15 protein-coding genes, 3 tRNA genes and 1 pseudogene are annotated in these 24,554 nt (G+C 74.4%); 13 read left to right on the forward strand and 6 right to left on the reverse strand.

The window, feature by feature from the left end; translation table 11 throughout:
* Positions 1-14: 14 nt before the first annotated feature.
* The gene (locus ACFZP7_RS11640) at positions 15-3,659 is read right to left on the reverse strand and encodes a S8 family serine peptidase (RefSeq protein WP_385634362.1); all 3,645 of its coding nucleotides are present in this window, start codon (positions 3,657-3,659) and stop codon (positions 15-17) included.
* Positions 3,660-3,884: 225 nt separating this feature from the next.
* Between ACFZP7_RS11640 and ACFZP7_RS11645 the strand changes: the two genes are divergently transcribed.
* From ACFZP7_RS11645 to ACFZP7_RS11680, 8 genes are all read left to right on the forward strand, one after another.
* Positions 3,885-4,241: a CU044_2847 family protein gene (locus tag ACFZP7_RS11645; RefSeq protein ID WP_019326336.1), complete on the forward strand. Its 357-nt coding sequence runs from the start codon at positions 3,885-3,887 to the stop codon at positions 4,239-4,241.
* Complete coding sequence (locus ACFZP7_RS11650; protein WP_385634363.1) at positions 4,238-5,899, forward strand: trypsin-like peptidase domain-containing protein; 1,662 nt, start codon at positions 4,238-4,240, stop codon at positions 5,897-5,899. Before ACFZP7_RS11645 ends, ACFZP7_RS11650 begins: the two co-directional genes overlap by 4 nt.
* Before the next feature lie 63 nt (positions 5,900-5,962).
* Entirely contained in the window at positions 5,963-6,988 is a 1,026-nt protein-coding gene (locus ACFZP7_RS11655; protein ID WP_019326338.1) for a MoxR family ATPase, read from the forward strand.
* The gene (locus ACFZP7_RS11660) at positions 6,988-10,797 is read left to right on the forward strand and encodes an SAV_2336 N-terminal domain-related protein (RefSeq protein WP_385634364.1); all 3,810 of its coding nucleotides are present in this window, start codon (positions 6,988-6,990) and stop codon (positions 10,795-10,797) included. The genes ACFZP7_RS11655 and ACFZP7_RS11660 overlap by 1 nt, the downstream gene beginning before the upstream one ends.
* Positions 10,798-10,930: 133 nt before the next feature.
* Positions 10,931-11,980, forward strand: a complete 1,050-nt coding sequence (locus tag ACFZP7_RS11665) for a rod shape-determining protein (protein ID WP_019326339.1) — start codon at positions 10,931-10,933, stop codon at positions 11,978-11,980.
* Between the two features lie 58 nt (positions 11,981-12,038).
* Positions 12,039-13,442 (forward strand): GAF domain-containing sensor histidine kinase, encoded by a 1,404-nt coding sequence (locus tag ACFZP7_RS11670; protein WP_385634365.1) that lies wholly within the window; start codon positions 12,039-12,041, stop codon positions 13,440-13,442.
* Between the two features lie 200 nt (positions 13,443-13,642).
* Complete coding sequence (locus tag ACFZP7_RS11675; protein ID WP_355514106.1) at positions 13,643-14,317, forward strand: ANTAR domain-containing protein; 675 nt, start codon at positions 13,643-13,645, stop codon at positions 14,315-14,317.
* 78 nt (positions 14,318-14,395) lie between these two features.
* Complete coding sequence (locus ACFZP7_RS11680) at positions 14,396-14,539, forward strand: hypothetical protein (RefSeq protein ID WP_019326342.1); 144 nt, start codon at positions 14,396-14,398, stop codon at positions 14,537-14,539.
* Positions 14,540-14,591: 52 nt separating this feature from the next.
* Here ACFZP7_RS11680 and ACFZP7_RS11685 read toward each other — a convergent pair.
* The 3 genes from ACFZP7_RS11685 to ACFZP7_RS11695 form a co-directional block, all read right to left on the reverse strand.
* Positions 14,592-14,665: transfer RNA gene (locus ACFZP7_RS11685), tRNA-Ile, on the reverse strand.
* A 188-nt stretch (positions 14,666-14,853) separates the two neighbouring features.
* Positions 14,854-14,926, reverse strand: a tRNA-Asn gene (locus tag ACFZP7_RS11690).
* Between the two features lie 5 nt (positions 14,927-14,931).
* Positions 14,932-15,004 (reverse strand) — tRNA-Asn (locus ACFZP7_RS11695).
* A gap of 150 nt (positions 15,005-15,154) precedes the next feature.
* On the opposite strand from ACFZP7_RS11695, the gene ACFZP7_RS11700 reads away from it, so the two are divergent.
* The 5 genes from ACFZP7_RS11700 (at position 15,155) to ACFZP7_RS11720 (ending at position 21,111) form a co-directional block, all read left to right on the forward strand.
* A complete protein-coding gene (locus ACFZP7_RS11700; protein ID WP_019326343.1) occupies positions 15,155-15,454 on the forward strand; it encodes a YtxH domain-containing protein in 300 nt (99 codons plus the stop codon).
* 78 nt (positions 15,455-15,532) lie between these two features.
* Positions 15,533-16,987, forward strand: coding sequence for an FGGY-family carbohydrate kinase (locus tag ACFZP7_RS11705; RefSeq protein WP_029393529.1), 1,455 nt, complete (start codon positions 15,533-15,535; stop codon positions 16,985-16,987).
* Positions 16,988-17,127: 140 nt separating this feature from the next.
* Positions 17,128-18,861, forward strand: coding sequence for an ABC transporter ATP-binding protein (locus ACFZP7_RS11710; protein ID WP_019326345.1), 1,734 nt, complete (start codon positions 17,128-17,130; stop codon positions 18,859-18,861).
* Entirely contained in the window at positions 18,861-20,789 is a 1,929-nt protein-coding gene (locus tag ACFZP7_RS11715) for an ABC transporter ATP-binding protein (protein ID WP_385634366.1), read from the forward strand. Before ACFZP7_RS11710 ends, ACFZP7_RS11715 begins: the two co-directional genes overlap by 1 nt.
* 88 nt (positions 20,790-20,877) lie before the next feature.
* Positions 20,878-21,111 (forward strand): hypothetical protein, encoded by a 234-nt coding sequence (locus ACFZP7_RS11720; protein ID WP_031014639.1) that lies wholly within the window; start codon positions 20,878-20,880, stop codon positions 21,109-21,111.
* Between the two features lie 17 nt (positions 21,112-21,128).
* Here the strand turns inward: ACFZP7_RS11720 and ACFZP7_RS11725 are convergent.
* Positions 21,129-22,504 (reverse strand): annotated as a pseudogene (locus ACFZP7_RS11725) (sigma-70 family RNA polymerase sigma factor).
* Between the two features lie 98 nt (positions 22,505-22,602).
* The gene (gene dnaG, locus ACFZP7_RS11730) at positions 22,603-24,534 is read right to left on the reverse strand and encodes a DNA primase (protein WP_031014635.1); all 1,932 of its coding nucleotides are present in this window, start codon (positions 24,532-24,534) and stop codon (positions 22,603-22,605) included.
* Between the last annotated feature and the right edge of the window lie 20 nt (positions 24,535-24,554).

A 24,554-nucleotide genomic window follows, 5' to 3' on the forward strand; every position in this document is an offset into this window, starting at 1 on the left:
GCGCCGTCCGCGTGTCAGCGCACGGTCGCGGCTCGCAGGATCTCCTGCGTGACCGAGCCGCCCCTGTCGTCGCGCGCCGAGGCCCGCAGCGAGAGGTGCTCCGCGTCGCGCGGCACGCTCAGCGTCCCCTGCCAGGACGCCTCCCCGTCACCGCCGCCCAGCCGGACCTCCCGCCAGGTCTTCCCGGCGTCGTACGACACCTCCAGCGCGGCGTCGCCGATCGTCCCGGTGTCCGGGGCACCGGCCACGTACGCGGCGCCGATGCCGATCCGCGCCTTCTTGCCGCCGCGCACCTCGCCCGCGAGGTCGGTGTCGACGTCGAAGGAGAGGTTGATCAGCGGCAGGGAGGTCCAGTGGTCGTCCGGCGTGGCGGCCGAACGGAAGGTCCACTCCGCCCGGCCCTCGGTCGCCGGCGACCAGCGCGCGGCGTCGAGCGAGGTCTCGGTGACGAGCCGGTACGTGCGCTCCTCGGCCGGCGCGTCCCACACATAGGCGGCGGAACTCGGACCCTGGTCGACCAGTTCGCCGTCCAGGTACACCGAGGTGGTCTGCGACATTCCGCTGCCCTCGCTCCACACGTCGCCGAAGCCGGTGTGGTCGGGGCCGGAGTCGCCCCAGCCGGGGGCGTTGAACTGGAGGCGGTCGCCCGCCCGCTGCTGTCCCCAGCCCAGGCCGGTGCCGAGGTACGGGTGCCACACCGGCTTGAACCAGTTCAGCTCGGTGCGCGTCCCGCCCTCGTAGCGGACCGTCCCCGACCGCTGTTCCAGCGCGCCGTCGGCGGTCGTCACGGACTCGTGCCAGAGCTGGCCGGGCCCGGTCGACACGTACTCGGTGCGCTCGACCGGGTAGGCGATGCGCTCCTTGAAGCCGAGCCCGATCGGGAAGGTGTCGGTGATCGAGTACCGGAACTCGCCGCCGGTCGTGGGCTCGGCCGCGTGGTACCCGGTCCGCAGCACCGCGAGGTCGCGGCGCCCGGGCTCGTAGGTGAGGTCCCGGTCGGGGACGGCACCGCGGTGGCCCTCGGAGAGGTCGTAGGTGTAGGGCGTGTCCCGGGTCCCGGTCATGTCGACGCGTCCCGCCCGGCGCAGCCGCTCCGCGTCGGCGGCGTTCACCGTGGCGATCTGCAGCGGCCGGTCGGCGTTGTCGGCCGTGCCCCACCAGGCCGTCAGGCGGCCCGGCGCGTCGTCGGTGACGAACAGCGCCGTCACTCCCGCTTCCTGGGCGGCCTGTGCGAGGGCCGCCGGCTCGGTGTCGCCGGTGAGCCGGGCGAGGACCGCCTTGCCCCGCACACCGTCCGGGAAGGGCCCGCCCCCGACATCGACCAGCGGCAGCCGGCGGCGGCCCTCGGCCAGGGTGCCGCCCGGCTGGACGACGGCCTCGCCGATCCCCCGGACCTCCAGCAGCGGCTTGCCGAGCCGCCACACCGTCCGGTACTCGAAGTCGCCCTCCGTGACCTTCCTTCCGGTCGGCGCGGCGAAGACGCTGTCGTAGGTCAGGGGCACCTGGACCGCGCCGAACAGGTCGGAGCCGTGCGCGGTGCGGTCGTACTCCATGAGCAGTTGCCGGGTCTCGGTGCGCTTGTCGACGTCGACGCCGATCTCGCGCAGTTCACGTCCGTCGAGGGTGATCTCGCGGTCCCGGTCGACGACGACCTCGGGCGCCGCGAGGAAGCCGAGCCCGAGCGAGTCGGCGCCGTGGCTGCCGCGCACGTCGAGGAAGGACGTCAGGCTGTACGTCCCCGGCGCGAGCCGCAGCTTCAGGGTTCCGGTCTCTCCGACGTGCGCGGGGACCGGGTCGACGCCCTCGGCCAGGCGCTGGACGGTCAGGTCGGCCGGGGTGGCGGCACCCGACCGGTCCTTGACGTGGACGGTGAGCGTGTACCGCTCCTCCTCCTTGACCAGCCCGAACGCGGTGTGCGCGAGGGGCGTGCCGTCCGCGCCGGACGCCACGATCCGGCCGCTGGTCGTGCCGACCGGGGCCCGGGAACCGTCACCGGTGACGGTGGTGGCGGCGGTGCCGTGGGCGGGCACGGTGAGGGTGGTGTCGGCGAGGGTGGCGACGCCCTCGGGGGCGCCCCGCACGGACAGCTTCAACTCGACGTCGACGTCGGAGGAGTTGGCGTAGGTGACGGTGCGGGTGACCGGCTCGTTGCCGTCGTAGGGCCAGGAGAAGAAGCCGAGGTCGGCACTTCCGGTGGCGGTGATCTCGGCGCCGATCGCGTCCGGCACGCTGACCCGGCCCGCGCCCAGCCGGTAGGCGGAGGCGTCGAGTTGCCTCGCGGTGGACATCAGCGCGTCCTTGAGCCGGGCGCCGCTCCAGTCGGGATGCCGCTCGGCGAGCAGGGCGGCGACGCCGGAGACGTGCGGCGTCGCCATCGACGTACCGTCGAGGGAGGTGTAGTCGCCGCTGCCCTCGGTCAGCCGGGAGCGGGCGGCGAGGATGCCGACGCCCGGGGCGGACAGGTCGGGCTTGAGGGCGTTGTCCCCGTACCGGGGGCCGGCGCTGGTGAACCAGGCGGCCCGGTCGGCGGAGTCGACGGCGCCCACGGTCAGGGCGGAGTCGGCGGCGCCGGGCGAGCCGACGGAGGACGGCGAGCCGGTGTTGCCGGCCGCGATCACGAACAGGGCGCCGGTCTCGGCGGACAGGGTGTCGACCGCCCGCGCCATGGGGTCGGTGCCGTCGCTGGGCTCCGTGGAACCGAGGCTCATGGAGACGATGTCGGCGTCCACGTCCCGGGCGGCCCACTCCATGCCGGCGATGATCTCGGACTCGCTGCCGAAGCCCTCGTCGGAGAGGACCTTGCCGACCGCGAGGGTGGCGCCGGGCGCGACGCCCTTCTCCTTGCCGTCGGAGGCCGCGCCGCTGCCGCCGACGGTGGAGGCGACGTGCGTGCCGTGGCCGTTGCGGTCGGCGACCTCCTCGCCCGGTATGAAGCTGCGGCTCTGCGCGACCCGGCCCGCCAGGTCGGGGTGGCCGGCGTCCACGCCGCTGTCCAGTACGGCGACGGTGACGCCCTTGCCGGTGAGCCCGGCCTCCCACGCCTCGGGCGTGCCGATCTGCGCGTTGGACTCGGCCATGGCGGCGGTGACCCGACCGTCGAGCCACACGCCCTCGACGCCGGAACCCCGACGGGTGAATTCCCGCCAGAATGTGCGCCCCTTGTCCGCCTCCACGGCCGCCCCGCGCACGCTGGGCAGCGCCCGCTTGCGCTCGGCGCCCTTCGGCGCGGCGGCCCGCGCGCCCTTCCCGTAGGTCACGATCAGCGGCAGCTCACCGGTCTCGCTGTCGGCGAGCCCCTGCTCCAGCAGCGCCCCGATGTCGAAGAGCCTCGGGTCGAGGCTGCCGTCGCGCAGATAGGGCAGCGCCTCGTCGGGCACGACCGTGGTCCGCCCGTCGCTGCTGCGGGTGTGCACCGCGCCCGTCGCGCCCTCGGGCCGCTCGACCGTGACGGTCTTCCGCCCGCCGCCGAGGTCGCCCACGGTCACCCGGTCTCCGGTGACGAGGGTGACGGTGCGGGCGGCGGTCCGGGCGTCGGCGGCCGGGGGGTGCGCCGATGCCGAGGGCGGCTCCTGCGCCGCCGCCGTACCGGCCGGCAGCAGCGCGATCACGAGCCCCGCCGACAGGAGGGCCGCCCCGCGTCTGACTGGTCCTGTGCTCATCCAGATCTCACTTCGTGTCGTCGTAGAGTGCTGTGACGAGTGCTGAGAGCAGTCTCAGGGGGCTTGCGGGGCACGGGAGTTGACCGAAGGTGGCGGATTGGCGCCCTGGCGGGTTTCCGCCAGGGCGGCCCGGGGCCGACGGCGGCGCGCGGGACGGCGCCAAGTACCGTCCGTCACAATGAGGTTCCGCACGGGTACGGACGGGATACGGGGAGCGAACGGCTGATGGACGGGTTGGTCGAGTTCAGCACCGAGGACGGTGCGCGGGTGGTCGTCGAGTGCGTCGAGGACGAGGACGGCGCCCGGCTGGTCTCGCGCGGTGACGGACCAGCCCGTGCGGCACGCACCTTCGAGGGGTCCCTGGAGGGCGTGCGGGCGGCGGCCGTCTCCGCGTTGCGGGTGTTCCGCGACGGCTCGCTGCGTCCGGACTCCGTGGAGCTGGAGTTCGGGGTCAGGCTGACCGCGGAGACCGGCGCGGTCATCGCCAAGGGGGCGGCCGAGGGGCATCTGGTGGTGAAGCTCAGCTGGTCGCCCCGGCCCCCGGAGCGGCCGGAGGGCACGGACGCCGCGGACCGGTCATGAGCGGTGCCGCGTGGCACGCCCGTGTCGCGTGCGGCCCGGAGGTCGGCGCCGGATTCCTGGTCTCGGGACGCCGGTTGCTCACCTGCGCCCATGTCGTGCGGTGGAGCCGGGACGCGGCGGTCACGGTGTCCTTCCCGGGCCGCCGGGAGCTGGGCGAGCTGTCCGCCACGGTCGCCGTGCACGGCGGCTGGCGCGGAGGCGCCGCCGACCCGGGCGACCTGGCCGTGCTGGAACTGGAGCGCGAGGTGCCGCTCGCCCCGGCCGTCTTCGCGCCGCCGGGCGCCGAACGCACCGCGCCCGTCCCGGAGCTGGTCGCCTACGGCTTCCCGAAGGGGTACGACGAGGGCATGCTCGCCTCCTACCGCGCGGTGCCCGGCCCGCTCATCTCCGACGAGTGGGTCCAGCTGGAGGCGCTGACGGGACACGGGCAGCCGCTGGCCGCCGGCTTCAGCGGGGCGGCGGTGACGCTGGCCGACGGCACGGTCGTCGGCATGGTCTCGGCCGTCGCGGGCGCCCGGGACGTGCGCGTCGGGCGGATGCTGCCGGTCGAGGTCATGGCGCGCTACTGGCCCGAGCTGGGCGAGCTGGTGCCGACGCCGGGGCACCGGTCCGACGCGCGCAGGCGGCTGTACGCGCTGGTGCGCCGGGCCGAGGAGACGGGGCTGGTGTGCGACCCGAACCGGCTGTACGTCTCCGCCGTGGACGACTTCGCCCCGCCGCTGCCCGAGGGCGGTTTCGCCTCCCTGCGCGAGGCCGCCGCCTACGTCCAGTGGGAGGTGCCGGAGCCGGACGCCGTGGCCCGCTTCGCCGACCGGCTGGAGGGGAGGCTGGAGGGGTCGCGGCCGGCCTCGCCCCGGCCCGCGAGGTGGTCGCCCATCGTCGTGGAGATCGACCACAGCGGGGCCGGCGCCGACCAGGTCACCGTCGAGGTGTCCGCCTACCGGGACGGGCGACGCCGCCCGGTGGGCTCGCGCCGGATGGCCCGGGGCGCGGTGCGGTCCTTCGTGCAGGAGCGCATCGACGAGGCGTTCACCCACCTCGACCCCGGCGCCGAGGAACTGATCACCTTCGTGCTGCCCCGCGAGTGGCTCAACGAACCGGTCGCGCACTGGGCGTGCAGCGAGGACGATCCCACCCCGCTCGGCTGCGCCTACCCGCTGGTCGTCACCGACCGCCACCGCCACCGCAGCGGGCGGCTGCGCCACCAGTTGCGCAAGAGGTGGCGCAAGCTCGGCGTCAGCACCGGCGAGACCCTCCACCGCGTCGACTGCGGGACGCGGGAGCGGCCGGCCGGGTTGCGCAGGCGACTGCGCGACGACGCGGAGCTGGCCGGGTTCGCCGCCGCGCCCCCGGAGGCCCGGGAGCACTTCGAGGTCGGCCTCAACCTCCCCGTCCCGGTCCTGCTGTGGCCGCGCGTGGGCTGCCCCGGCGACGGGCACGACGGCGCCTGCTCCGGCACCGCGTTCCTCGACCGGCTCGCGGTCTCCGTGGCGGGGGTGCCGCCGTCGGACCTCCCCCGCCTCGTCATGGAGCTGCGCGAGACCGCGGACGCGGCGGACGCGCCGGACGAGCACTGGGCGCGGGACGTCCAGCTGCTGTGGGACGACCCCCGGTGCTTCGCCGAGCCCGCCGCCCCGCTGAACTCGCCCGTCGGCTGATCCCCGCCCCGCTCCCCCACCCCGGGAACCACCCGCCGTACCGATCGCACGGAGAGAAGAACCATGCCCCTGTGGCCCGTCTACACCGGCGCGCCGGACCCCCACGACGGCATCACCAGGCTGCCCCCGCCCCCGCCCTGGCGCGACTTCGACGGCCACCCCCTGCTCGACCCCCCGGGTGACGACGACGACCGCCCGGACGCCTCCCCGGACCGCGCCCACCGCGCCACGACCTACCAGGCGACCGAGCAGACCGTGCAGTTGGTCAACGCGGCCCTGTACCTGCGGCGCCCGCTGCTGGTCACCGGCCCGCCCGGCACCGGCAAGTCGTCGCTGGCCTACGCGGTCGCGCGGGAGCTGAGGCTCGGGCCGGTCCTGAGGTGGAACATCACCAGCCGCAGCACCCTCCACGACGGCCTCTACACCTACGACCCGCTCTCCCGCCTGTACGCCGCCCGCCGGACCGCCGAACGCCCCGGCGAGCCGGCCGGCGGCACCGGCATCGAGGACCATCTGCGCCTCGGCCCGCTCGGCACCGCCCTGCTGCCCTACGCCCGTCCGCGCGCGCTGCTCATCGACGAGATCGACAAGAGCGACCTCGACCTGCCCAACGACCTGCTGCACGTCCTCGAGGAGGGCCAGTACGAGATCCCCGAACTGGTCCGCGCCTCGCGGGACATCCCCGGCGGGCGCGCCGAGGTGCTGATCGACGGCACCGACCAGCGGGTGCCCGTCGAACGCGGCCGGGTGCGCTGCAACGCCTTCCCGTTCGTCGTCCTCACCAGCAACGGCGAGCGCGAGTTCCCGCCGGCCTTCCTGCGCCGCTGCGTCTCGCTGCGCCTGCGGCAGCCGGACGACGGCCACCTCGCCGAGATCGTCCGCGCCCACCTGGGCGAGCCCGACGCCTACGCCCGGCAGCTCATCGACCGGTTCCTCGCCCGGGTGGGCAGCGGGGACCTGGCCACCGACCAGCTCCTCAACGCCATCTACCTGGCCCGCTCCTCCGGTCTGGGCGCCGAGACCCTGGACGAGCTGGCGGAGCAGCTGATGCCGTACCTGGGCCGGTCCCCGCAGCCCGACGCGTTCTGATGCCGGCCGACCGTCCCGGACCACCGGACCCCCTGCCCCGCCTGGCCGACGTCCTCGGCCGGGCGTCCTCGGGCGACCGCCCCACACCGCTGGAGCTGGCGGAACTGCTGTGGCTGGCGGGGCACATGGAGCCCGCGGACCGGGACGCGCCGGACCCCTCGGACCGACCGCACCCGCCGGTCCCGGCCGATCCACCGGACCCGCGGGCCGATACGCGACCCCCGCGGCCCACGACCGGTCCGCGGGCGCGGCCTACCCCCGAGCCCCGGCCGGACGACCGGGGCGACCGGCCGCCTCCCGCTCCCCCGGTGCCCCGGCCGCCCGGTCCCCGCAGCCCGCTGCGTCTGCCCGCCCCGCCCCAGGCCCCGGCCCCGGGCACGGCGACCGCCGAACCGCACCGCGCCCTGCTGGCGCCCGCCCCGCCGATGCTGCGCCACCCGCTGGCGCTCCAGCGGTCGCTGCGCCCGCTCAAGCGCCGCGCCGACGCGCCCGTGGGCCGGGAGGTGGACGAGTCCGCGACCGCCGACCGCATCGCCCGGCTGGGCGCGGACCCCGAGTGGTGGCTGCCGGTGCTGCGACCGGTGCGGGAGCGGTGGCTGCGGCTTAACCTGGTGCACGACGCGGGCCCCACGATGCCCGTGTGGCAGCCCCTGGTGCGGGAACTGCACGCCGCACTCGCCCAGTCGGGCGTCTTCCGCACCGTCACCCTGCACCGCGCGGAGGCCGACGGCACCGTCCGCGGCGACGGAGCCGAGGCGCCCGCCGACGGCCGTACCGTCACCCTGCTGATCAGCGACTGCATGGGACCGCAGTGGCGGGAGGGCCCGTCGGGCACACGGTGGTTCGCCACCCTGCGCCGCTGGGCCCGGCGCACGCCCCTCGCCGTCCTCCAGCCGCTGCCCGAGCAGCTGTGGCGGGACACCGCGCTGCCGCCCGTCCCCGGCCGGCTGTCCGCCCCGCACCGGGCGGCGCCCAGCGCGGCGCTGGCCTTCACGCCGTACGACACCACCGTGCCCCGGGCCCCCCGGGGAGCCGTGCACGTCCCGGTGCTGGAGCCCGGCCCCGAGTGGCTGGCGAACTGGGCGTCCCTGGTCGCGAGTCCGGGCGGCACCGACCACCCGGGCGCGGCGGCCGTCCTGCACCGCCCGCTGCCGGCCGACGCCGAGGACCGCGCCGACCTCTCGCGGCTGTCCGCCCGGGAACTGGTCCTGCGGTTCCGCTCCCACGCGTCCCCGCAGGCCTTCCGGCTGGCCGGCCACCTCGCGCTGGGCCGCCCCGACCTGCCGGTGATGCGGCTGGTGCAGGCCGCCGTCGAACCCGACCCGCTCCCCAGTCACCTGGCCGAGGTCATCCTCAGCGGCCTGCTCTCCACCGTCCCCGGGCCACCCGGCTCGTACGCCTTCCGCCCCGGCGTCCGCGAACTGCTGCTGCGGGGACTGCCCCGCACCGCCCGCGACCGCACCCACGAGCTGCTGCTGCGCACCGGGGGCCTGATCGACGAGCGCGCGGGACGCTCGCCCGGCGAGTTCAGCGCGCTGATCCCCGCCCGGGACGGGACCGAACGCGCCGACGGTGACGAGACGTTCGCGGCGATCAGCCAGGAGAGCGCACGGCAGCTCGCCGCGCCCGCCCGGCCGCCGGCCGCCTCTCCCTTCCCGCCGGTGCTGGCCGCGCGCTACCGGCCGGTGCGCAGACTCTCGCCGGCCGGGAGGATGTGGCTGGCGGAGGACACCGAGACGAACCGGACGGTGACGGTCCGGCTGCACGACCCGCTCCCCGGTCCGGCCGCGCGCCGGGCCTTCACGCGCCACGTCCGGCACCTGACGCGCATCGACCACCCCCACGTGGTGACCGTCCTCGACGGCGGTGTCGAGGAGGACGTCCCGTACGTCGTCATGGAGTACCTGGACGGCATCGCGCTGAACGCGCTCGCCCGCTCCAACGGCCGGCGGCTGCCGGCGCCGCTGACGGTGTCGGTGGGGGCGCAGCTCGCCCGCGCGCTCGGCGCCCTGCACGCGGCGGGCGTCACACACGGCGGCCTGGAGGCTTCCCGGGTCGTCCTGCTGCCGGACGGCACGGCCCGGCTCAGCCTCTTCGAACCGGGACGTACCTCAGGTCCGGCCGGGCGCTCCGAGGACCTGCGGGCCCTGTGCGACCTCATGCTGACGCTGACCTCGGGGACCTCGCGCCTGACCGTGCCCGTCGAGTCCCGGCGGCTGGACCGGCTGCCCGAGACCCTGCGCATCGACTACGCGCACGCCTTCGACCAGCTGATGTTCCCGTCGCTGGAGACCCAGACCCGGGGCCGGGACCTGCTGGCCCACCCCGACCTGCTGGTCCGGGCCCGGGAGGCGTACGAGCCGCGCCGGTACCGCGCCCTGGGCCCGCTGCGGGTCCACCTGCCGGAGGGCATGCCCGCGCTGCCGCCCGATGTGCGCGCCCTGCTCGCCACGCTGCTGCTCAAGCACGGCCGTACGGTGACGCACGAGGAGCTGAGGTGGGGGCTCTGGGACCCGGGCGACGAGCCGCGCGACCCGCGGGCGGAGGTGACCAGGGCGGCCGGGGAGCTGGCGGACCTGCTGGGTCCGGGGGCGCTGACGACCTCGGCCCACGGCTACGCCCTGCACACCAGCGCCGACGACGTGGACGTGGTGCGCTGCGACGAGCTGGTGCGCCGCGCCGACGCGGCCCGGCTGCGGGGGGCGCCGACCGAGGCCCGCGAGCTGGTCACCCGGGCGCTGGCGCTGTGGCGCGGCCCGGAGCCCCTGGCGGACGTGCCGGGCCCGGCCGCCCGCACCGCCCGCACCCGCCTGACCCGCCTGCGCCTCGCCCTGCACACCAAGCGGGCCGAACTCGACCTGATCCTCGGCGACCACGACCGTGCCGCCGACGACCTGGCCGGTCTGCTGCGCGCGCACCCGCACCGCGAGGACTTCCGCCGGCTGTACCTGCTCGCGCTGCGCCGCCAGGGCCGGGGCGAGGAGGCACTCGAGGTGTACGAGGAGTACGAGCTGTCCGGCGGGCGGAGCCCGGCACTGGTCGCGCTGGGCCGGGAGCTGCGCGAGGAGCACACCGGACCGGCGGACGAGGGCCCGTGGGAAGAGTACGAGGCGCCGGCCAAGAACGCCCCCGAGCCGGAGGCCGCCCCGGAGCCGAAGCCCGGCAAGCCGGCACGGGAGGCGGAAGAGCAAGAGGAGGGGCAGGGGGAAGAGCGGGAGGCAGAAGCAGGGGAAGGCAGGGAAAGCGGGGAAAGCGGGCAAGGCGGGGAGAGCGACACCGACTTCCGCGACGGCGTGCACTTCGCGTTCGCCGACGGCCCCGGGGACGCCCGGGCCCGCTCGGCGCTGCACGAGATGGTCACCGACCTGCTGGCGGACAGCGGCCTGCGGGGTGACGCGTACCAGCTGCTCGACGACGGCGAGGAGGGACTGCTCGTCCTGATGGCGCCGCGGGCGGATGCCACCCCCCTGCTGCGGGCCACCGTCGAAGGACTGCCCCGGCAGCTGGCGCGGCTGGGCGGCCTGCGGCTGCGGGCCGACTTCTGGCAGGCGGAGTTCCGCCCGGACGGCGGCCGGGAGCAGACCTTCCGCGCCGATCCCCGGTCGGTCGGCGCGGCGCTGGACGCCTCCGGCGCCCAGGCGATCGTCGCCCTGGTGGACTTCCTGTACTACTACGTGGCGTACGAGAGCGGGCAGGCCGACGCCGTGCTCGCCGCGAGCACGTTCCGGCCGCTGGACGACGACACGGGCTGGTACCACCTGGCCGGGAGGGCCGGCGCCGCGGGAGCGGCCGCGCCCGCCGGCCGCTGACCGGGCACCGCCCGTTCGGCGGCCCCCCGCCCGGCCCCCTCCAAGGCGCGACCGCCTCCTTTCGCCCGCACGATGCCAAGGAGACCGGCCACCCGCCGGTCCCGCACGGTCCGCGCTCTCGGGAGGATCCGCCATGACCGCCAGTACCGCCAGCCTGGAGGCGCTGCGTCGCTGCCACTTCGCCGTCGACCTGGGCGCGGCGCGGACCCGCGTGTACGTGAAGGGTGCCGGGCTCGTCGTCGACCAGCCGTCCGCCGCCGCGGTCAACACCCGCACCGGCGCGCTCATCGCGGTCGGCGAGTTCGCGGAGAAGATGACCGGCCGCACCCCCGGCTACATCCGCGTCGTGCGGCCCGTGTCCGGGGGCACGGTCGTCGACATCGAGATGGCCCAGCGCATGCTGCGGCACCTGCTCGGCGACAAGATCCGCCGCGCCCTGCGCCGCAAGCCCCGGCTGCGCGCCGCCGTGTGCACCCCGCACGACGCGGACCCGCTCTCCCAGCGGGCGGCGATCGAGACGCTGGTCGGCCTCGGCGCACGCCGGGTGGAACTGGTCGACACGCTGATCGCCGCGGCGGTCGGCTGCGGACTGCCGGTGGAGCAGCCGGAGGCGACCATGATCATGGTGTGCGGGGCGCACGCCACGCAGGTCGCGGTGCTCTCCCTGGGCTCGATCGTGACCGCGGAGCGCATCCCGGTGGGCGGCGAGGCCGTCGACCACGCCATCGTGCAGCACCTGCGCCACCAGCACGAACTGGTGCTGCCCAGCCAGTCCGTGCGCCCGCTGCAGGTGGCCCTGTCCGGCAACGGGCTGACCCCTCAGGGCCCGGCCTCCACCGAGATCCACGGCCGGGACGTGGCGACCGGGCTGGCGCGCAGCGTGCGGGTCGACACGGCCGCCGTGCGCAACGCCATCCAGACGCCGTTGACCGGCGTGCTCGACGGCATCGGCAAGGTGCTGCGCGACTGTCCGCCGGATCTGGTCGCGGACCTCGCCGACCGCGGGATCATGATGGTCGGCGGCAGCGCGCTGCTCCCGGGCTTCGACCAGATGCTGCGTCAGGCGACCGGCATGCCGGTGCACATCGCGGAACGCCCCGACGTCTGCGCGGTCCAGGGCCTCGGCACCATGCTGGAGGGCCGCATCGAGCCGCTGGCGCTGAACCCGACGTCGGCCGACTGAGGCGCGGCGCCGGAGGACGGAAGCCGGGGAACCGAAGAGACGCACGGAGCCGGACGGCATGACCACCCAGCCCGCGCCCCGACTGACCCGCCTGCTCGAAGCGGTCCTGGAGGTCGGCACCGACCTCGACCTGCGCAGCACGTTGCAGCACGTCGTGGACGGCGCCGCCGAGCTGACCGGCGCGTCCTGGGCGGCCCTGACCACCGCCGACCCGGCCCGGGACGGCCTCGCCGAGATCCGCACCCAGGACCGCGGCGACCTGCCGGAGCGGGGGCCGCGGCTGCGGGTGCCGGTCCTGGTGCGCGAGGAGGAGTTCGGCGAGCTGCTGCTGGCCGGGCCGCCCGGCGGTGCCCCGTTCACGGCCGAGGACGAGGAACTGCTGCGGGTCCTGGCCACGCAGGCCGGCATCGCGATCGGCAACGTCCGGCTGTACGAGGCGGCCCGGCAGCGCGAGCGGTGGATCGAGGGCGCCGCCGCCGTCACCAACGCGCTGCTCACCGGGGAGGGCGCGGACGACGCGCTGGCGACGGTCGCCGAACGGGCCCGGCTGCTCGCCGGCGCCAGTGCGGGCGTGATCCTGCAGCCGACCGCCGAGGGCGGCATGGAGATCGTGACCGCCTCGACCCCCGAGGACCCCGACGGCATCGTCGGCGCGACGATCACACCGGGCAGCCCGGTCCTGGAACAACTGCTCGGCGGGGAACCCGTCTTCATTTCCGACTCGGCGACCGATCCGCGCATGACGACCCGGGTGCGCCACCGCTTCGGACCGAGCATGATGCTGCCGCTGCGGGCCGACGGCCGTCTGATCGGCACCCTCGCCCTGCCCCGCCGCCGCGGCGACCGCCCGTACACCGCCGTCGAACGGCTGCTCGCGACGCAGTTCGCCTCGCAGGCCGCGCTCGCCCTGGTCCTCGCCGACGCCCGGCGCGGCCGGGAGCGGCTGGCGGTCTACGAGGACCGCGACCGCATCGCCCGGGACCTGCACGATCTGGTGGTGCAGCGGCTGTTCGCCACCGGCATGATGCTGGAGTCGACGCGGCGCCGCCCGGACGCGGAGGACGTCCGGGACCTCCTGGGCCGCGCGGTGGACGAGCTGCGGTCGACCGTCCAGGAGGTCCGTACGGCGATCCTCGCCCTTCAGCAGCCGCCGGCCGGCCCGCCCACCGGGCTGCGCGGCCGGGTGCTGCGGGAGACCGCGTGCGCCGCCGCCCGGCTCGGCTTCCCGCCGTCCACGCACTTCACCGGCGCCGTCGACACCCTGGTGCCGGACCGGGTCGGGGACCGTCTGCTCACCGCGCTGCGCCGGGCCCTGGACGACGCGGCCGGGCGGCCGGGCCTCTCCCGGGTCGACGTCTCGGTCGAGGCGGGCGCGCGCTCGCCGGACGGCGTCGAGGGCGTACGGCTGACGGTCTCGGACGACGGCGGCGGGGCGGCCCTCTCCTGGTGGGCGCCGCTGTGACCGGCGCCCCGACCACCCGCCGCGCGCGTCCGCGTCCCGGCCGGCGGGCGGCGCCCGCACCCGCCCGCAGGCCGTCCGTTCCCCGGACCCGGGTGTAGTCACCCGTACGGCGGGCAGGCGCACCGACAGCGCCGCCGGGCGGGGCCGTGCGGCGTCGCGGACGTCGGCCGGGGACGAACATGGACGGACAAGGCGGTGACATGACCTCTGCGGCACCACCACGTCTGGCGGGGAGGCCGGCCACCCTGGTCATCGACGGCCGGGTGGTCGCCGGGCGGGCCCTGCTCGCCCCACGGGGACGGCTCGTCCACGGGTGCGCGGACATCCTGGCCGAGGCCCTGGCCGCGCTGCCGGCCGGCGTCGGCCGCGTCGACCTGGACATGGGCGGCGTGGTCTCCATGGACGCGGCCGGGCTGCAGTTCCTGGACCTGCTCGGCGGCTACAGCCACCGGCAGGCGGTCCCGGTGTCGGCGACCAACTGGCACGGCCAGCCGCTGCGGTTCCTGGAGCTGGCCGGCCTGGACACCACCGACCCGCTGGGCGCCACGGCCCACCGGCCCGGGCCACCGCCGCGGGACGGGGCCCGCGAGGCCCCCGAGGAGCGGCTGCACGTCCTCCAGGAGGAGGTGGCCCAGCTGCGCCGGGCGATCGCCTCGCGCCCGGTCATCGACCAGGCCCGGGGCGTGCTGATGGCGCTGCACGCCTGCACGTCGGACGAGGCGTGGCACATCCTGCGGGAGGCGTCCCAGCTGTCCAACACCAAGCTGCGCACCGTGGCCGCCGCGGTCACCGCCGGCGCCGAGAGCGACGGCCCGCCGCCACCGCCGCAGGTGCGCGCGGCCCTGCGGACGGCGCTGGCGCGGCTGCGCCGCTGAAACCGGGCACGGTGCGGTGCGGCGGACGCGGGCGGGGTACTCGGCCCGCGACCGCGTCCGGCAGGAGGAGGGACCACCATGAGCGAGCCGACCCCGTCCCAGGCCGAGGGCGAACGCGACGACGAACGGGACGACATCCCGGACGTGCCGCACACCACACCGTCCCAGGCGGAGGGTGAGCGCGACGACGAGGACGCCACGGAGATCGGTCCGGCCGGATAGCCCGGCACGGCCACCACCGTCCAGAAAAGGTTTCTGCAGAGGTGGCGCGGAGTGGGGCGGGTGGGACTCGAACCCACGGCCGACGGATTATGAGTCCGCTGCTCTAACCGGCTGAGCTACCGCCCCATAGCGGCGTGTCGCGTACATCTGTGCGCGCCGTCTGCCGCAGCATAGCCGCTCATACGATCTCCTGCCTCGGCTGGTCGGCTACCGCTGCGCCTTCATGACCTTGAGGACTCCGCAGCGTGCCGTGTGGTTCCCGACCAGGCCGAGGACATGAAAAAGGACCCCCTGCGGGGCCCTCGTTCACCGTGCTCCCCCGACTGGACTCGAACCAGTAACCTGCCGGTTAACAGCCGGCTGCTCTGCCAATTGAGCTACGGAGGACCGAGCTCCCCGGACTGGACTCGAACCAGTAACCTGCCGGTTAACAGCCGGCTGCTCTGCCAATTGAGCTACCGAGGAAGGTCTCGTGTCGCATCGAACGCGTCTGCCTGGGTATTCGCCAGGGGGCGCGCGCTCGCTGCGACACATACATTAGCGCAAGCAGGGGGGTGCTCCGCCAATCGGTACTCCCCGGCGCCTCGGAGCCAGAGCAAGGGAAGGGTGGCCGCCATGCGTTACCGGCTCACGTTCATCGTCGGACTCGCCGTGGGTTACGTGCTGGGCACGAAGGCCGGGCGGGAACGCTACGAGCAGTTGCGGAAGTCCGCCCGTCAGGTCGCGCAGAACCCGGCGGTGCGCAACACCGCCGAGTCCGCGGCCCAGCAGGGCAGGCAGTTCGCCGACAAGGCGTACCACGTGGTGAGCGACAAGGTCGGGGACCGGATGCCCGACTCGGTCGCCCAGCGGGTCCGCTCGCTGCGCGAGCGCAACGGCAGCGGCCCGGACGACTGGGGCACCAGCAACACCTGACCCGCGGCACCTGTCCCTCCCGGCCCCCGTGCCCCCACCGGGTACGGACACCTCTTCCGGTACGGCAGAATTTCGGGCATGGGGATAGTCGCCGGGTTGGACAGTTCGCCCGATTTCACTCGTATCGTCGTTTGCGATTCGGACACCGGTGCCGTGCTGCGGCAGGGCTACGCGCCTCATCCGGTGGAGAGCCCCGAGGGCGGGGGCCGTCCCGCCGACGTCGATCCGCAGGCATGGCTGCTGTCCCTGGGCGAGGCGGCCGGCGGCGGACTGCTGGAGGGCGTCCAGGCCATCGGCGTGTCCGCGCAGGCCAACTCGGTCGTGCCGCTGGACGCCCAGGGCAACACCGTGCGCCCGGCCATGGTGGGCGGGGACAAGCGCTCCCAGGTGGCGGCGGCCGACCTGATCGACGCGCTCGGCGGGCGCGAGGCGTGGGCGCAGGCCGTGGGCTGTGTACCGCAGGCCCCCCAGCCGGTGACCAAGCTGCGCTGGCTGGCGCGGACCGAACCCGAGTCGGCCGCGCGGACCGCCGTGCTGATGCAGGCCCACGACTGGCTGGTGTGGCAGCTGCTCGGGCGGCCGGTGCGCAGGACCACCGACCGGGGCGGGGCCTCCGGGACCGGCTACTGGTCGGCGGCGACCGGTGCGTACCGGTCCGATCTGGTCGAGCTGGCCCTCGGGCACCAGGCGATGCTGCCGGAGGTGATCGGCCCCGCCGACGCGGCCGGTACGACGCCGGAGGGGCTGCTGATCTCCGCCGGGACCGGCGAGACCCAGGCCGCCGCCTTCGGGCTCGGCATCGGGCTGGGCGACGCGGTGGTGTCGCTGGGGGCCTCCGGGTCCGTGATGGCCGTGCACACCGAGCCGCTCGTCGACCAGTCCGGGATGATCACCGCCCTGGCCGACGCCACCGGCATGCACCTGCCGGTCGTCACCACCCTGAACGCCGTGCGCACCCTGCGCGGCACCGCCGAACTGCTGGGCCTGCCGGACCTGGAGAGCCTGTCCGACCTGGCGATGAAGTCGACGCCGGGCGCGCACGGGCTGGTGCTGCTGCCGTATCTGGAGGGCGAGCGCACGCCGAACCTGCCGCACACCGCCGGGACGCTGGCCGGGCTGCGGCGCGAGTCGATGAAGCCGGAGCACCTGGCGCGGGCCGCGTTCGAGGGGATGCTGTGCGGTCTCGCGGACGCCCTGGACGTGCTGCGCGGCCGGGGCGTGGACGTGCGGCGGGTCTTCCTGCTGGGCGCGGCGGCCGAGCTGCCGGCCGTGCAGGCGGCGGCGCCCATGCTGTTCGGGACGCAGGTCGTCGTGCCGCAGCCCGCCGACTACGCCGCGATCGGCTCGGCCCGGCAGGCGGCCTGGGCGCTGGGCGTGTCGCAGGGCACGCTGGACCCGCGCACTCCCCCGGTCTGGCAGGGCGCGGTGGCCCAGGTGCTGGAGCCGGGCGAGGAACTGGCCGTGGGGCAGGCGGTGCGCCAGCAGTTCGTGTCGGTGCGGGAGCAGACGCATCCGGGAGCGCTGCGCGCCTGACCGGAGGGCCCCGTACCGCTCGTAGGCCGGAATATGACGCGCTCTTGGGTTAATTCGGTTGAGGTAACGCGGGTGGAGTGTTCGACGATAGGGGCCAGGGGCAACTACTCTGCCCCGTCGCCGATCCCGAGAGACCCAGCGTGCTCATACGACTCCTGCGGGCCTACCTCAGGCCCTACCGGAAACCCATCGCCCTGCTGGTGGCGCTGCAGTTCGTGCAGACCTGCGCCAGCCTCTACCTGCCGACGCTGAACGCGGACATCATCGACAACGGTGTCGTCATGGGCGACACCGGCTACATCCTGGGCTACGGCGCCCTCATGATCGCCATCTCGCTGGTGCAGGTGGTGGGCAACGTCGGCGCCGTCTACTTCGGTGCCCGCACCGCCGCCGCGCTCGGCCGGGACCTGCGGGCCGCCGTCTTCGACCGGGTGCAGTCCTTCTCGGCGCGTGAGGTCGGCGGCTTCGGCGCGCCCTCGCTGATCACCCGGACCACCAACGACGTGCAGCAGGTCCAGATGCTGGCCCTGATGACGTTCACGCTGATGGTGTCGGCGCCGATCATGTGCGTGGGCGGCATCGTGATGGCGCTCGGCCTGGACGTGCCGCTCTCCGGGGTGCTGGTCGGGGTCGTGCCGGTGCTGGCGATCTGCGTCACGCTGATCGTGCGCAGGCTGCGCCCGCTGTTCCGGGCGATGCAGGAGCGGCTGGACACGGTGAACCGGGTGCTGCGCGAGCAGATCACCGGCAACCGCGTCATCCGGGCCTTCGTGCGCGACGAGTACGAGCAGCAGCGCTTCCGGAAGGCCAACGCCGACCTGACCGAGGTGTCCCTCGGCACCGGCAATCTGCTGGCGCTGATGTTCCCGGTGGTCATGACGGTGGTGAACCTGTCGTCGATCGCGGTGGTCTGGTTCGGCGCCCACCGGATCGACAGCGGCGGGATGCAGATCGGCGACCTGACCGCGTTCCTCGCCTATCTGATGCAGATCGTCATGTCCGTGATGATGGCCACCTTCATGTTCATGATGGTGCCGCGCGCCGAGGTGTGCGCCGAGCGCGTCCAGGAAGTGCTGGGGACCCGGAGCAGTGTCGTCCCGCCGGAGGCGCCGGTCACCGAGCTGCGCCGGCACGGGCACCTGGAGCTGCGGGGCGCCGGTTTCCGCTACCCGGGCGCCGAGGAGCCGGTGCTCAGGAATGTGGAGCTGGTGGCCCGGCCGGGCGAGACCACGGCGGTCATCGGCTCGACCGGCAGCGGCAAGTCCACCCTGCTGAGCCTGGTCCCCCGGCTGGTCGACGCCACCGAGGGCGAGGTGCTGGTCGACGGGGTGGACGTACGAACCCTCGATCCGAAGGTGCTGGCCCGGGTGGTGGGGCTGGTGCCGCAGAAGCCGTATCTCTTCGCGGGCACGGTCGCGACCAACCTGCGCTACGGCAATCCGGACGCCACGGACGAGGAGCTGTGGCACGCGCTGGAGGTGGCGCAGGCCAGGGAGTTCGTCTCCGCGCTGGAGGGCGGACTGGACGCGCCGATCTCGCAGGGCGGCACCAATGTGTCCGGCGGCCAGCGGCAGCGGCTCGCCATCGCCCGCACCCTGGTGCAGCGTCCGGAGATCTACCTCTTCGACGACTCCTTCTCCGCCCTCGACTACGCGACCGACGCGGCGCTGCGGGCCGAGCTGGGGCGGGAGACGGCCGAGGCGACCGTGGTGATCGTGGCGCAGCGGGTGGCGACCATCCGGGACGCGGACCGGATCATCGTGCTGGACGAGGGCCGGGTGGTCGGCGTCGGCCGGCACCACGAGCTGATGGCGGACAACGAGACCTACCGGGAGATCGTGCTCTCCCAGCTCACGGAAGCGGAGGCTGCCTGATGGCGGGGCCTGCGGGTCGCATGATGGCCGGGGGCGGTCCCGACCAGCGTTCGATGGACTTCAAGGGGTCGGGCAAGCGGCTGATGTCCCGGTTCCGGCCGGAGCGGACGACCCTGTTCACGCTGGTGGCGTGCGTCGTCGTCAGCGTCGCCCTCAGCGTGGTCGGGCCGAAGATCCTCGGCCGGGCCACCGACCTGGTCTTCGCGGGCATCGTCGGGCGGGACATGCCGTCCGGCGCCACGAAGGAGCAGGTCCTGGAGTCGATGCGGGAACGCGGTGACGGCCAGGTCGCCGACATGCTGCGCAGCACCGACTTCACGCCGGGGCAGGGCATCGACTTCGGCGCGGTGGGTGAGGTGCTGCTGCTGGCGCTGGCGGTGTTCGGCGCGGCCGGGCTGCTGATGGCGGTGGCGACGCGGCTGGTGAACCGGGCGGTGAACCGCACGATGTTCCGGCTGCGCGAGGACGTGCAGACGAAGCTGTCGCGGCTGCCGCTGTCGTACTTCGACCAGCGGCAGCGCGGCGAGGTGCTGAGCCGGGCCACCAACGACATCGACAACGTCCAGCAGACGCTCCAGCAGTCCATGGGCCAGTTGATCAACTCGCTGCTGACGATCATCGGCGTGCTGGCGATGATGTTCTACGTCTCCTGGATCCTGGCGCTGGTGGCGCTGGTGACCGTGCCGCTGTCGTTCGTGGTGGCCACGCGGGTGGGCAAGCGGTCGCAGCCGCAGTTCGTCCAGCAGTGGCGCTCGACCGGCGCGCTGAACGCGCACATCGAGGAGATGTACACCGGGCACGCGCTGGTGAAGGTGTTCGGGCGGCAGGAGGAGTCGGCGCGGCAGTTCGCCGAGCAGAACGAGGCGCTGTACGAGGCCGGGTTCAAGGCGCAGTTCAACAGCGGGATCATGCAGCCGCTGATGGTGTTCGTGTCCAACCTGAACTACGTGCTGGTCGCGGTCGTCGGCGGCCTGCGGGTGGCCTCGGGCTCCCTGTCCATCGGTGACGTGCAGGCGTTCATCCAGTACTCCCGGCAGTTCTCGATGCCGCTGACCCAGGTCGCGTCGATGGCGAACCTCGTCCAGTCGGGCGTGGCCTCGGCGGAGCGGGTCTTCGAGCTGCTGGACGCCGAGGAGCAGTCCGCGGACCCGATCCCGGGGGCGCGGCCGGAGGACCTGCGCGGGCGGGTGGAGCTGGAGAACGTGTCGTTCCGGTACGACCCCGAGAAGCCGCTGATCGAGAACCTGTCGCTGATGGTGGAGCCCGGCCACACGGTCGCCATCGTCGGCCCCACGGGCGCCGGCAAGACCACCCTGGTCAACCTGCTGATGCGGTTCTACGAGGTCTCCGGCGGCCGGATCACCCTGGACGGCGTGGACATCGCCAAGATGTCCCGGGACGAGCTGCGCTCCGGCGTGGGCATGGTGCTCCAGGACACCTGGCTGTTCGGCGGCACCATCGCGGAGAACATCGCGTACGGGGCTTCGCGGGAGGTCACGCGCGGGGAGATCGAGGAGGCGGCGCGGGCCGCGCACGCCGACCGGTTCGTGCGGACGCTGCCCGACGGTTACGACACGGTGATCGACGACGAGGGCACGGGGGTGAGCGCGGGCGAGAAGCAGCTGATCACGATCGCGCGGGCGTTCCTGTCGGACCCGGTGATCCTGGTGCTGGACGAGGCGACGTCGTCGGTGGACACCCGTACCGAGGTGCTGATCCAGAAGGCGATGGCCAAGCTGGCGCACGGGCGGACGTCCTTCGTCATCGCGCACCGGCTGTCGACGATCCGCGACGCGGACGTGATCTTGGTGATGGAGAATGGGTCCATCGTCGAGCAGGGCACGCACAGCGAACTGCTGGCGGCCGACGGCGGGTACGCCCGCCTGTACGCGGCGCAGTTCGCGCAGGCGGTCGCCGAGGTCGACTGAGCACGCGGCCGGCGACGAGCGGCCACGGACACGCGGCCACGACCACGGTCGCGGTCGCGGACACGGACACGAGGGGGAACGGAACACGATGACGGACGGCGGGAGACCCCCGGGACCGGAGGGGACGGACGAGGGCGCCGGACACCGGCCGGGCGCGGCGCTGGGCCTGTGGCTGCCCATCGGCGTCGCCCTGGGCATCAGCCTCGGGCAGCTGAGCGGCAACCTGGGTCTCGGCCTCGCGCTCGGGATCGGGTGCGGCGTCGCGGTCGGCGCCGGTGCGGAGGCCCGCGAGCACCGCAAGGCGGCGGGCCCGGACGCCTGAGGGGGCCGTGCCGGGTCTCAGTCGAGGTACCCCCGCAGCTGGTCCGCGTAGGCGTGGTCCCGGAGCTTGTTGAGCGTCTTGGACTCGATCTGGCGGATCCGCTCGCGGGTGACGCCGAAGATGCGGCCTATCTCCTCCAGCGTGCGGGGCCGGCCGTCGACCAGGCCGTATCGGAGCTGGACGACCTTGCGCTCGCGTTCGCCGAGGGTGGAGAGCACCGCCTCCAGGTGCTGGCGCAGCAGCAGGAACGCGGCGGACTCGACGGGGCTGGCGGCGTCGCCGTCCTCGATGAGGTCACCGAGGGCGACGTCGTCCTCCTCGCCCACCGGGGCGTGCAGCGAGACCGGCTCCTGGGCGAGGCGCAGCACCTCGCCGACCCGCTCGGGGGCCAGGTCCAGATGGGCGGCGACCTCCTGCGGCGTCGGCTCGTAGCCCCGTTCCTGGAGCATGCGGCGCTGGACGCGGACCACCCGGTTGATGAGCTCCACGACGTGGACGGGGACGCGGATGGTGCGCGCCTGGTCGGCCAGCGCCCGGGACATGGCCTGGCGGATCCACCAGGTGGCGTAGGTGGAGAACTTGTAGCCGCGGGCGTAGTCGAACTTCTCGACGGCCCGGATCAGGCCCAGGTTCCCTTCCTGGACGAGGTCCAGCATGGTCAGCCCGCGTCCGACGTACCGCTTGGCCACCGACACAACGAGCCGCAGGTTCGCCTCGATCAGACGGCGCTTGGCGACCCGGCCCATGACGACGAGCCGGTCGAGGTCCAGGGCGAGCCCGCTGTCCAGGTCGGGGGTGAGCCGCAGCTTCTCCTCGGCGAACAGCCCGGCCTCCACGCGCCGGGCGAGGTCGACCTCCTCGGCGGCGCTGAGCAGCGGAATCCGGCCGATCTCCCGCAGGTACTGGCGGAACAGGTCGGAGGAGGGTCCGCCGCTCTCCGTGCGGGTGGGCGGCGGCGGTTCGACGGAGGCGACGGCCTCGGCGGGGTCGGCGGGCTCGGCAGGGTCCGCGGGCTCCCCTTGCTCCACGGACACGGCGGGCCCGGTGGGGTCCACGGGCCCGGTGGGGTCCACGGGCCCGGCGGGCTCGGGCTCGGGAAGCCCGTCGGCGTCCGGGAGGCCGGCGGACCGGTCGGGGTGGTGCACGGCACGGTGCTGCGGCGGCATGGCGAGGAGGACGCCGCTCTCCGCGTCCGGCTCCGCGCCGTCGGTACAGGGGTCGGTCTGGGTGAGGGTCCGGGTCTGCACGGGGGCGACCTCCAGGATGGACGCGGCCGACGGGGGCCGGCGGCGGTACTTCGGGGACGGAGCCGGCTCGCACGCCGCCGTCCGCCCCGTACGCGTTGGTCGGAACCGCGGGGATCGGGGGACCCGGCCGCGCTCCGGGGACTCAGGCACCGCCCCCCAGTGTGGGGTACGACACATCGCCGCCACGAGGGGCGTGCGGTGACTTTTTGCGTCCGCGCGGTGACCGGGCGGTGACCCGCGGGCCTCAGAGGGCGGCGGCGCCGTGGACGCGGAGGTTCTGGTCGTACTGCTGGAGGATCCAGAGCTCGTTCTGCACGGCGGCCAGCTCCGCCGGGTCGCCGTGGCCGGTGAGGCGGGCCAGGCGGCTCGTGATGTCGCGGATGCGGCGTTCGACGGCGCGGCGGCGGACGGTGACCAGCTGGGCGCCCGCGTAGACCTCGTCGACGCCCTTGACGCCCCGGTGGAGCATGATCGCCTCGACGGCCAGCTCGGTGACCATGGCGCGGACGGTGTCGTCCGGGGCGGCGTCGCGGACCCGGACCAGGTAGTCCTGCGGGTCCTGGACGCCGAACTCGGCGCCGCCCGCCTCCAGGATCGCCTGGCGCACGGCGGCGTAGGGGGCGGCGGTGAACTCGTCCACGCCGTACGCGTCGAAGGCCGGGGAGACCAGCTCGGGGCGCTGGAGGGCGAGTTTGAGCAGTTCGCGTTCGGTGGCGAAGACCGGGTTGCGGAGATTGAGGGCCGGGCCGCCGGCGCGGGGGCCCGGTGCGGCGGCGGACGCGTGGGCGTGCGGGGAGCCGCCGCCGGACTGCCGGTCGGGGCCGGGGCCCTTGCCGCCGCGGTCGCGGGCCCAGCGGGCGAGCTGGGCGATCCGCTTGACCACGAACTGGGTGTCGAGGATGCCGAGCATCCCGGCGAGCTGCACGGCGACCTCGTGCTGGGCGCCGCTGTTCTTGATGCGGGCGACGACGGGGGCGGCCTCGTCCAGGGCGGCGGCGCGGCCGGCCGGGGTGTCCAGGTCGTAGCGGCTCACGATCTGGCGGAGGGCGAACTCGAAGAGCGGGGTGCGCGGCTCCACCAGGTCGGCGACGGCCTCGTCGCCCTTGGCCAGGCGCAGGTCGCAGGGGTCCATGCCGTCGGGGGCGATGGCGATGTAGGTCTCGGCGGCGAACTTCTGGTCGTCCTCGAAGGCCCGCAGGGCCGCCTTCTGGCCGGCCGCGTCGCCGTCGAAGGTGAAGATCACGCGGGCCGAGCCGTTGTCCATCAGCAGCCGGCGCAGGATCTTGATGTGGTCGCCGCCGAAGGCGGTGCCGCAGGTGGCGATGGCGGTGGTGACACCGGCGAGGTGGCAGGCCATGACATCGGTGTAGCCCTCGACGACGACGGCGCGGGACGCCTTGGCGATGTCCTTCTTCGCCAGGTCGATGCCGTAGAGCACCTGCGACTTGCGGTAGATCGGGGTCTCGGGGGTGTTCAGGTACTTCGGGCCGTTGTCCGCCTCGTAGAGCTTGCGGGCGCCGAAGCCGACGACGTCGCCGCCGATGTCCCGGATGGGCCACATCAGCCGGCCGCGGAAGCGGTCGATGGGGCCGCGGCGGCCCTCCTGGGCGAGGCCGGAGAGCAGCAGCTCCTTGTCGCTGAAGCCCTTGCCGCGCAGGAAGCGGGTGAGGTGGTCCCAGCCCTGGGGGCTGTAGCCGACGGAGAAGTGCTCGGCGGCGGCCTGGTCGAAGCCGCGGTCGGCGAGGAAGGCGCGGCCGGTGTCGGCCTCCGGGCTGGTCGCCAGCTGCTCCGCGTACCAGTCGGCGGCGATCTTGTGGGCCTCGACCAGGCGGATGCGCTCGCCGCGCTGGTGGGTCGGGTTGTACCCGCCCTCCTCGTAGCGCAGGGTGATGCCGGCCTGGCCGGCCAGGCGCTCGACCGCCTCCGAGAAGGTGAGGTGGTCGATCTTCATCACGAACGTGATGGTGTCGCCGCCCTCCTGGCAGCCGAAGCAGTGGAAGAGACCCTTGCTCGGGCTGACCTGGAAGGAGGGGGACTTCTCGTCGTGGAACGGGCACAGGCCCTTCAGGTTGCCGCCGCCCGCGTTGCGCAGCTGGAGGTACTCCGAGACGACGGCGTCGATCGGGACCGCGTCCCGTACCGCCTTCACGTCCTCGTCGTTGATCCGTCCTGCCACGTGGCGATTCTACGGGGCCG

This window comes from Streptomyces sp. SudanB5_2050 (genome assembly GCF_964272335.1).
Taxonomy (GTDB): Bacteria; Actinomycetota; Actinomycetes; order Streptomycetales; family Streptomycetaceae; genus Streptomyces; species Streptomyces rochei.

Excerpts from the sequence above, each read along its gene's own strand:
- ACFZP7_RS11655 (WP_019326338.1), top strand. The coding sequence starts at position 5,963 with ATGCCCCTGTGGCCCGTCTACACCGGCGCGCCGGACCCCCACGACGGC.
- ACFZP7_RS11650 (WP_385634363.1), top strand. The coding sequence starts at position 4,238 with ATGAGCGGTGCCGCGTGGCACGCCCGTGTCGCGTGCGGCCCGGAGGTC.
- ACFZP7_RS11675 (WP_355514106.1), top strand. The coding sequence starts at position 13,643 with ATGACCTCTGCGGCACCACCACGTCTGGCGGGGAGGCCGGCCACCCTG.
- ACFZP7_RS11660 (WP_385634364.1), top strand. The coding sequence starts at position 6,988 with ATGCCGGCCGACCGTCCCGGACCACCGGACCCCCTGCCCCGCCTGGCC.
- ACFZP7_RS11640 (WP_385634362.1), bottom strand. The coding sequence starts at position 3,659 with ATGAGCACAGGACCAGTCAGACGCGGGGCGGCCCTCCTGTCGGCGGGG.
- ACFZP7_RS11720 (WP_031014639.1), top strand. The coding sequence starts at position 20,878 with ATGACGGACGGCGGGAGACCCCCGGGACCGGAGGGGACGGACGAGGGC.
- ACFZP7_RS11705 (WP_029393529.1), top strand. The coding sequence starts at position 15,533 with ATGGGGATAGTCGCCGGGTTGGACAGTTCGCCCGATTTCACTCGTATC.
- ACFZP7_RS11670 (WP_385634365.1), top strand. The coding sequence starts at position 12,039 with ATGACCACCCAGCCCGCGCCCCGACTGACCCGCCTGCTCGAAGCGGTC.
- ACFZP7_RS11645 (WP_019326336.1), top strand. The coding sequence starts at position 3,885 with ATGGACGGGTTGGTCGAGTTCAGCACCGAGGACGGTGCGCGGGTGGTC.
- ACFZP7_RS11715 (WP_385634366.1), top strand. The coding sequence starts at position 18,861 with ATGGCGGGGCCTGCGGGTCGCATGATGGCCGGGGGCGGTCCCGACCAG.
- ACFZP7_RS11665 (WP_019326339.1), top strand. The coding sequence starts at position 10,931 with ATGACCGCCAGTACCGCCAGCCTGGAGGCGCTGCGTCGCTGCCACTTC.
- ACFZP7_RS11700 (WP_019326343.1), top strand. The coding sequence starts at position 15,155 with ATGCGTTACCGGCTCACGTTCATCGTCGGACTCGCCGTGGGTTACGTG.
- ACFZP7_RS11680 (WP_019326342.1), top strand. The coding sequence starts at position 14,396 with ATGAGCGAGCCGACCCCGTCCCAGGCCGAGGGCGAACGCGACGACGAA.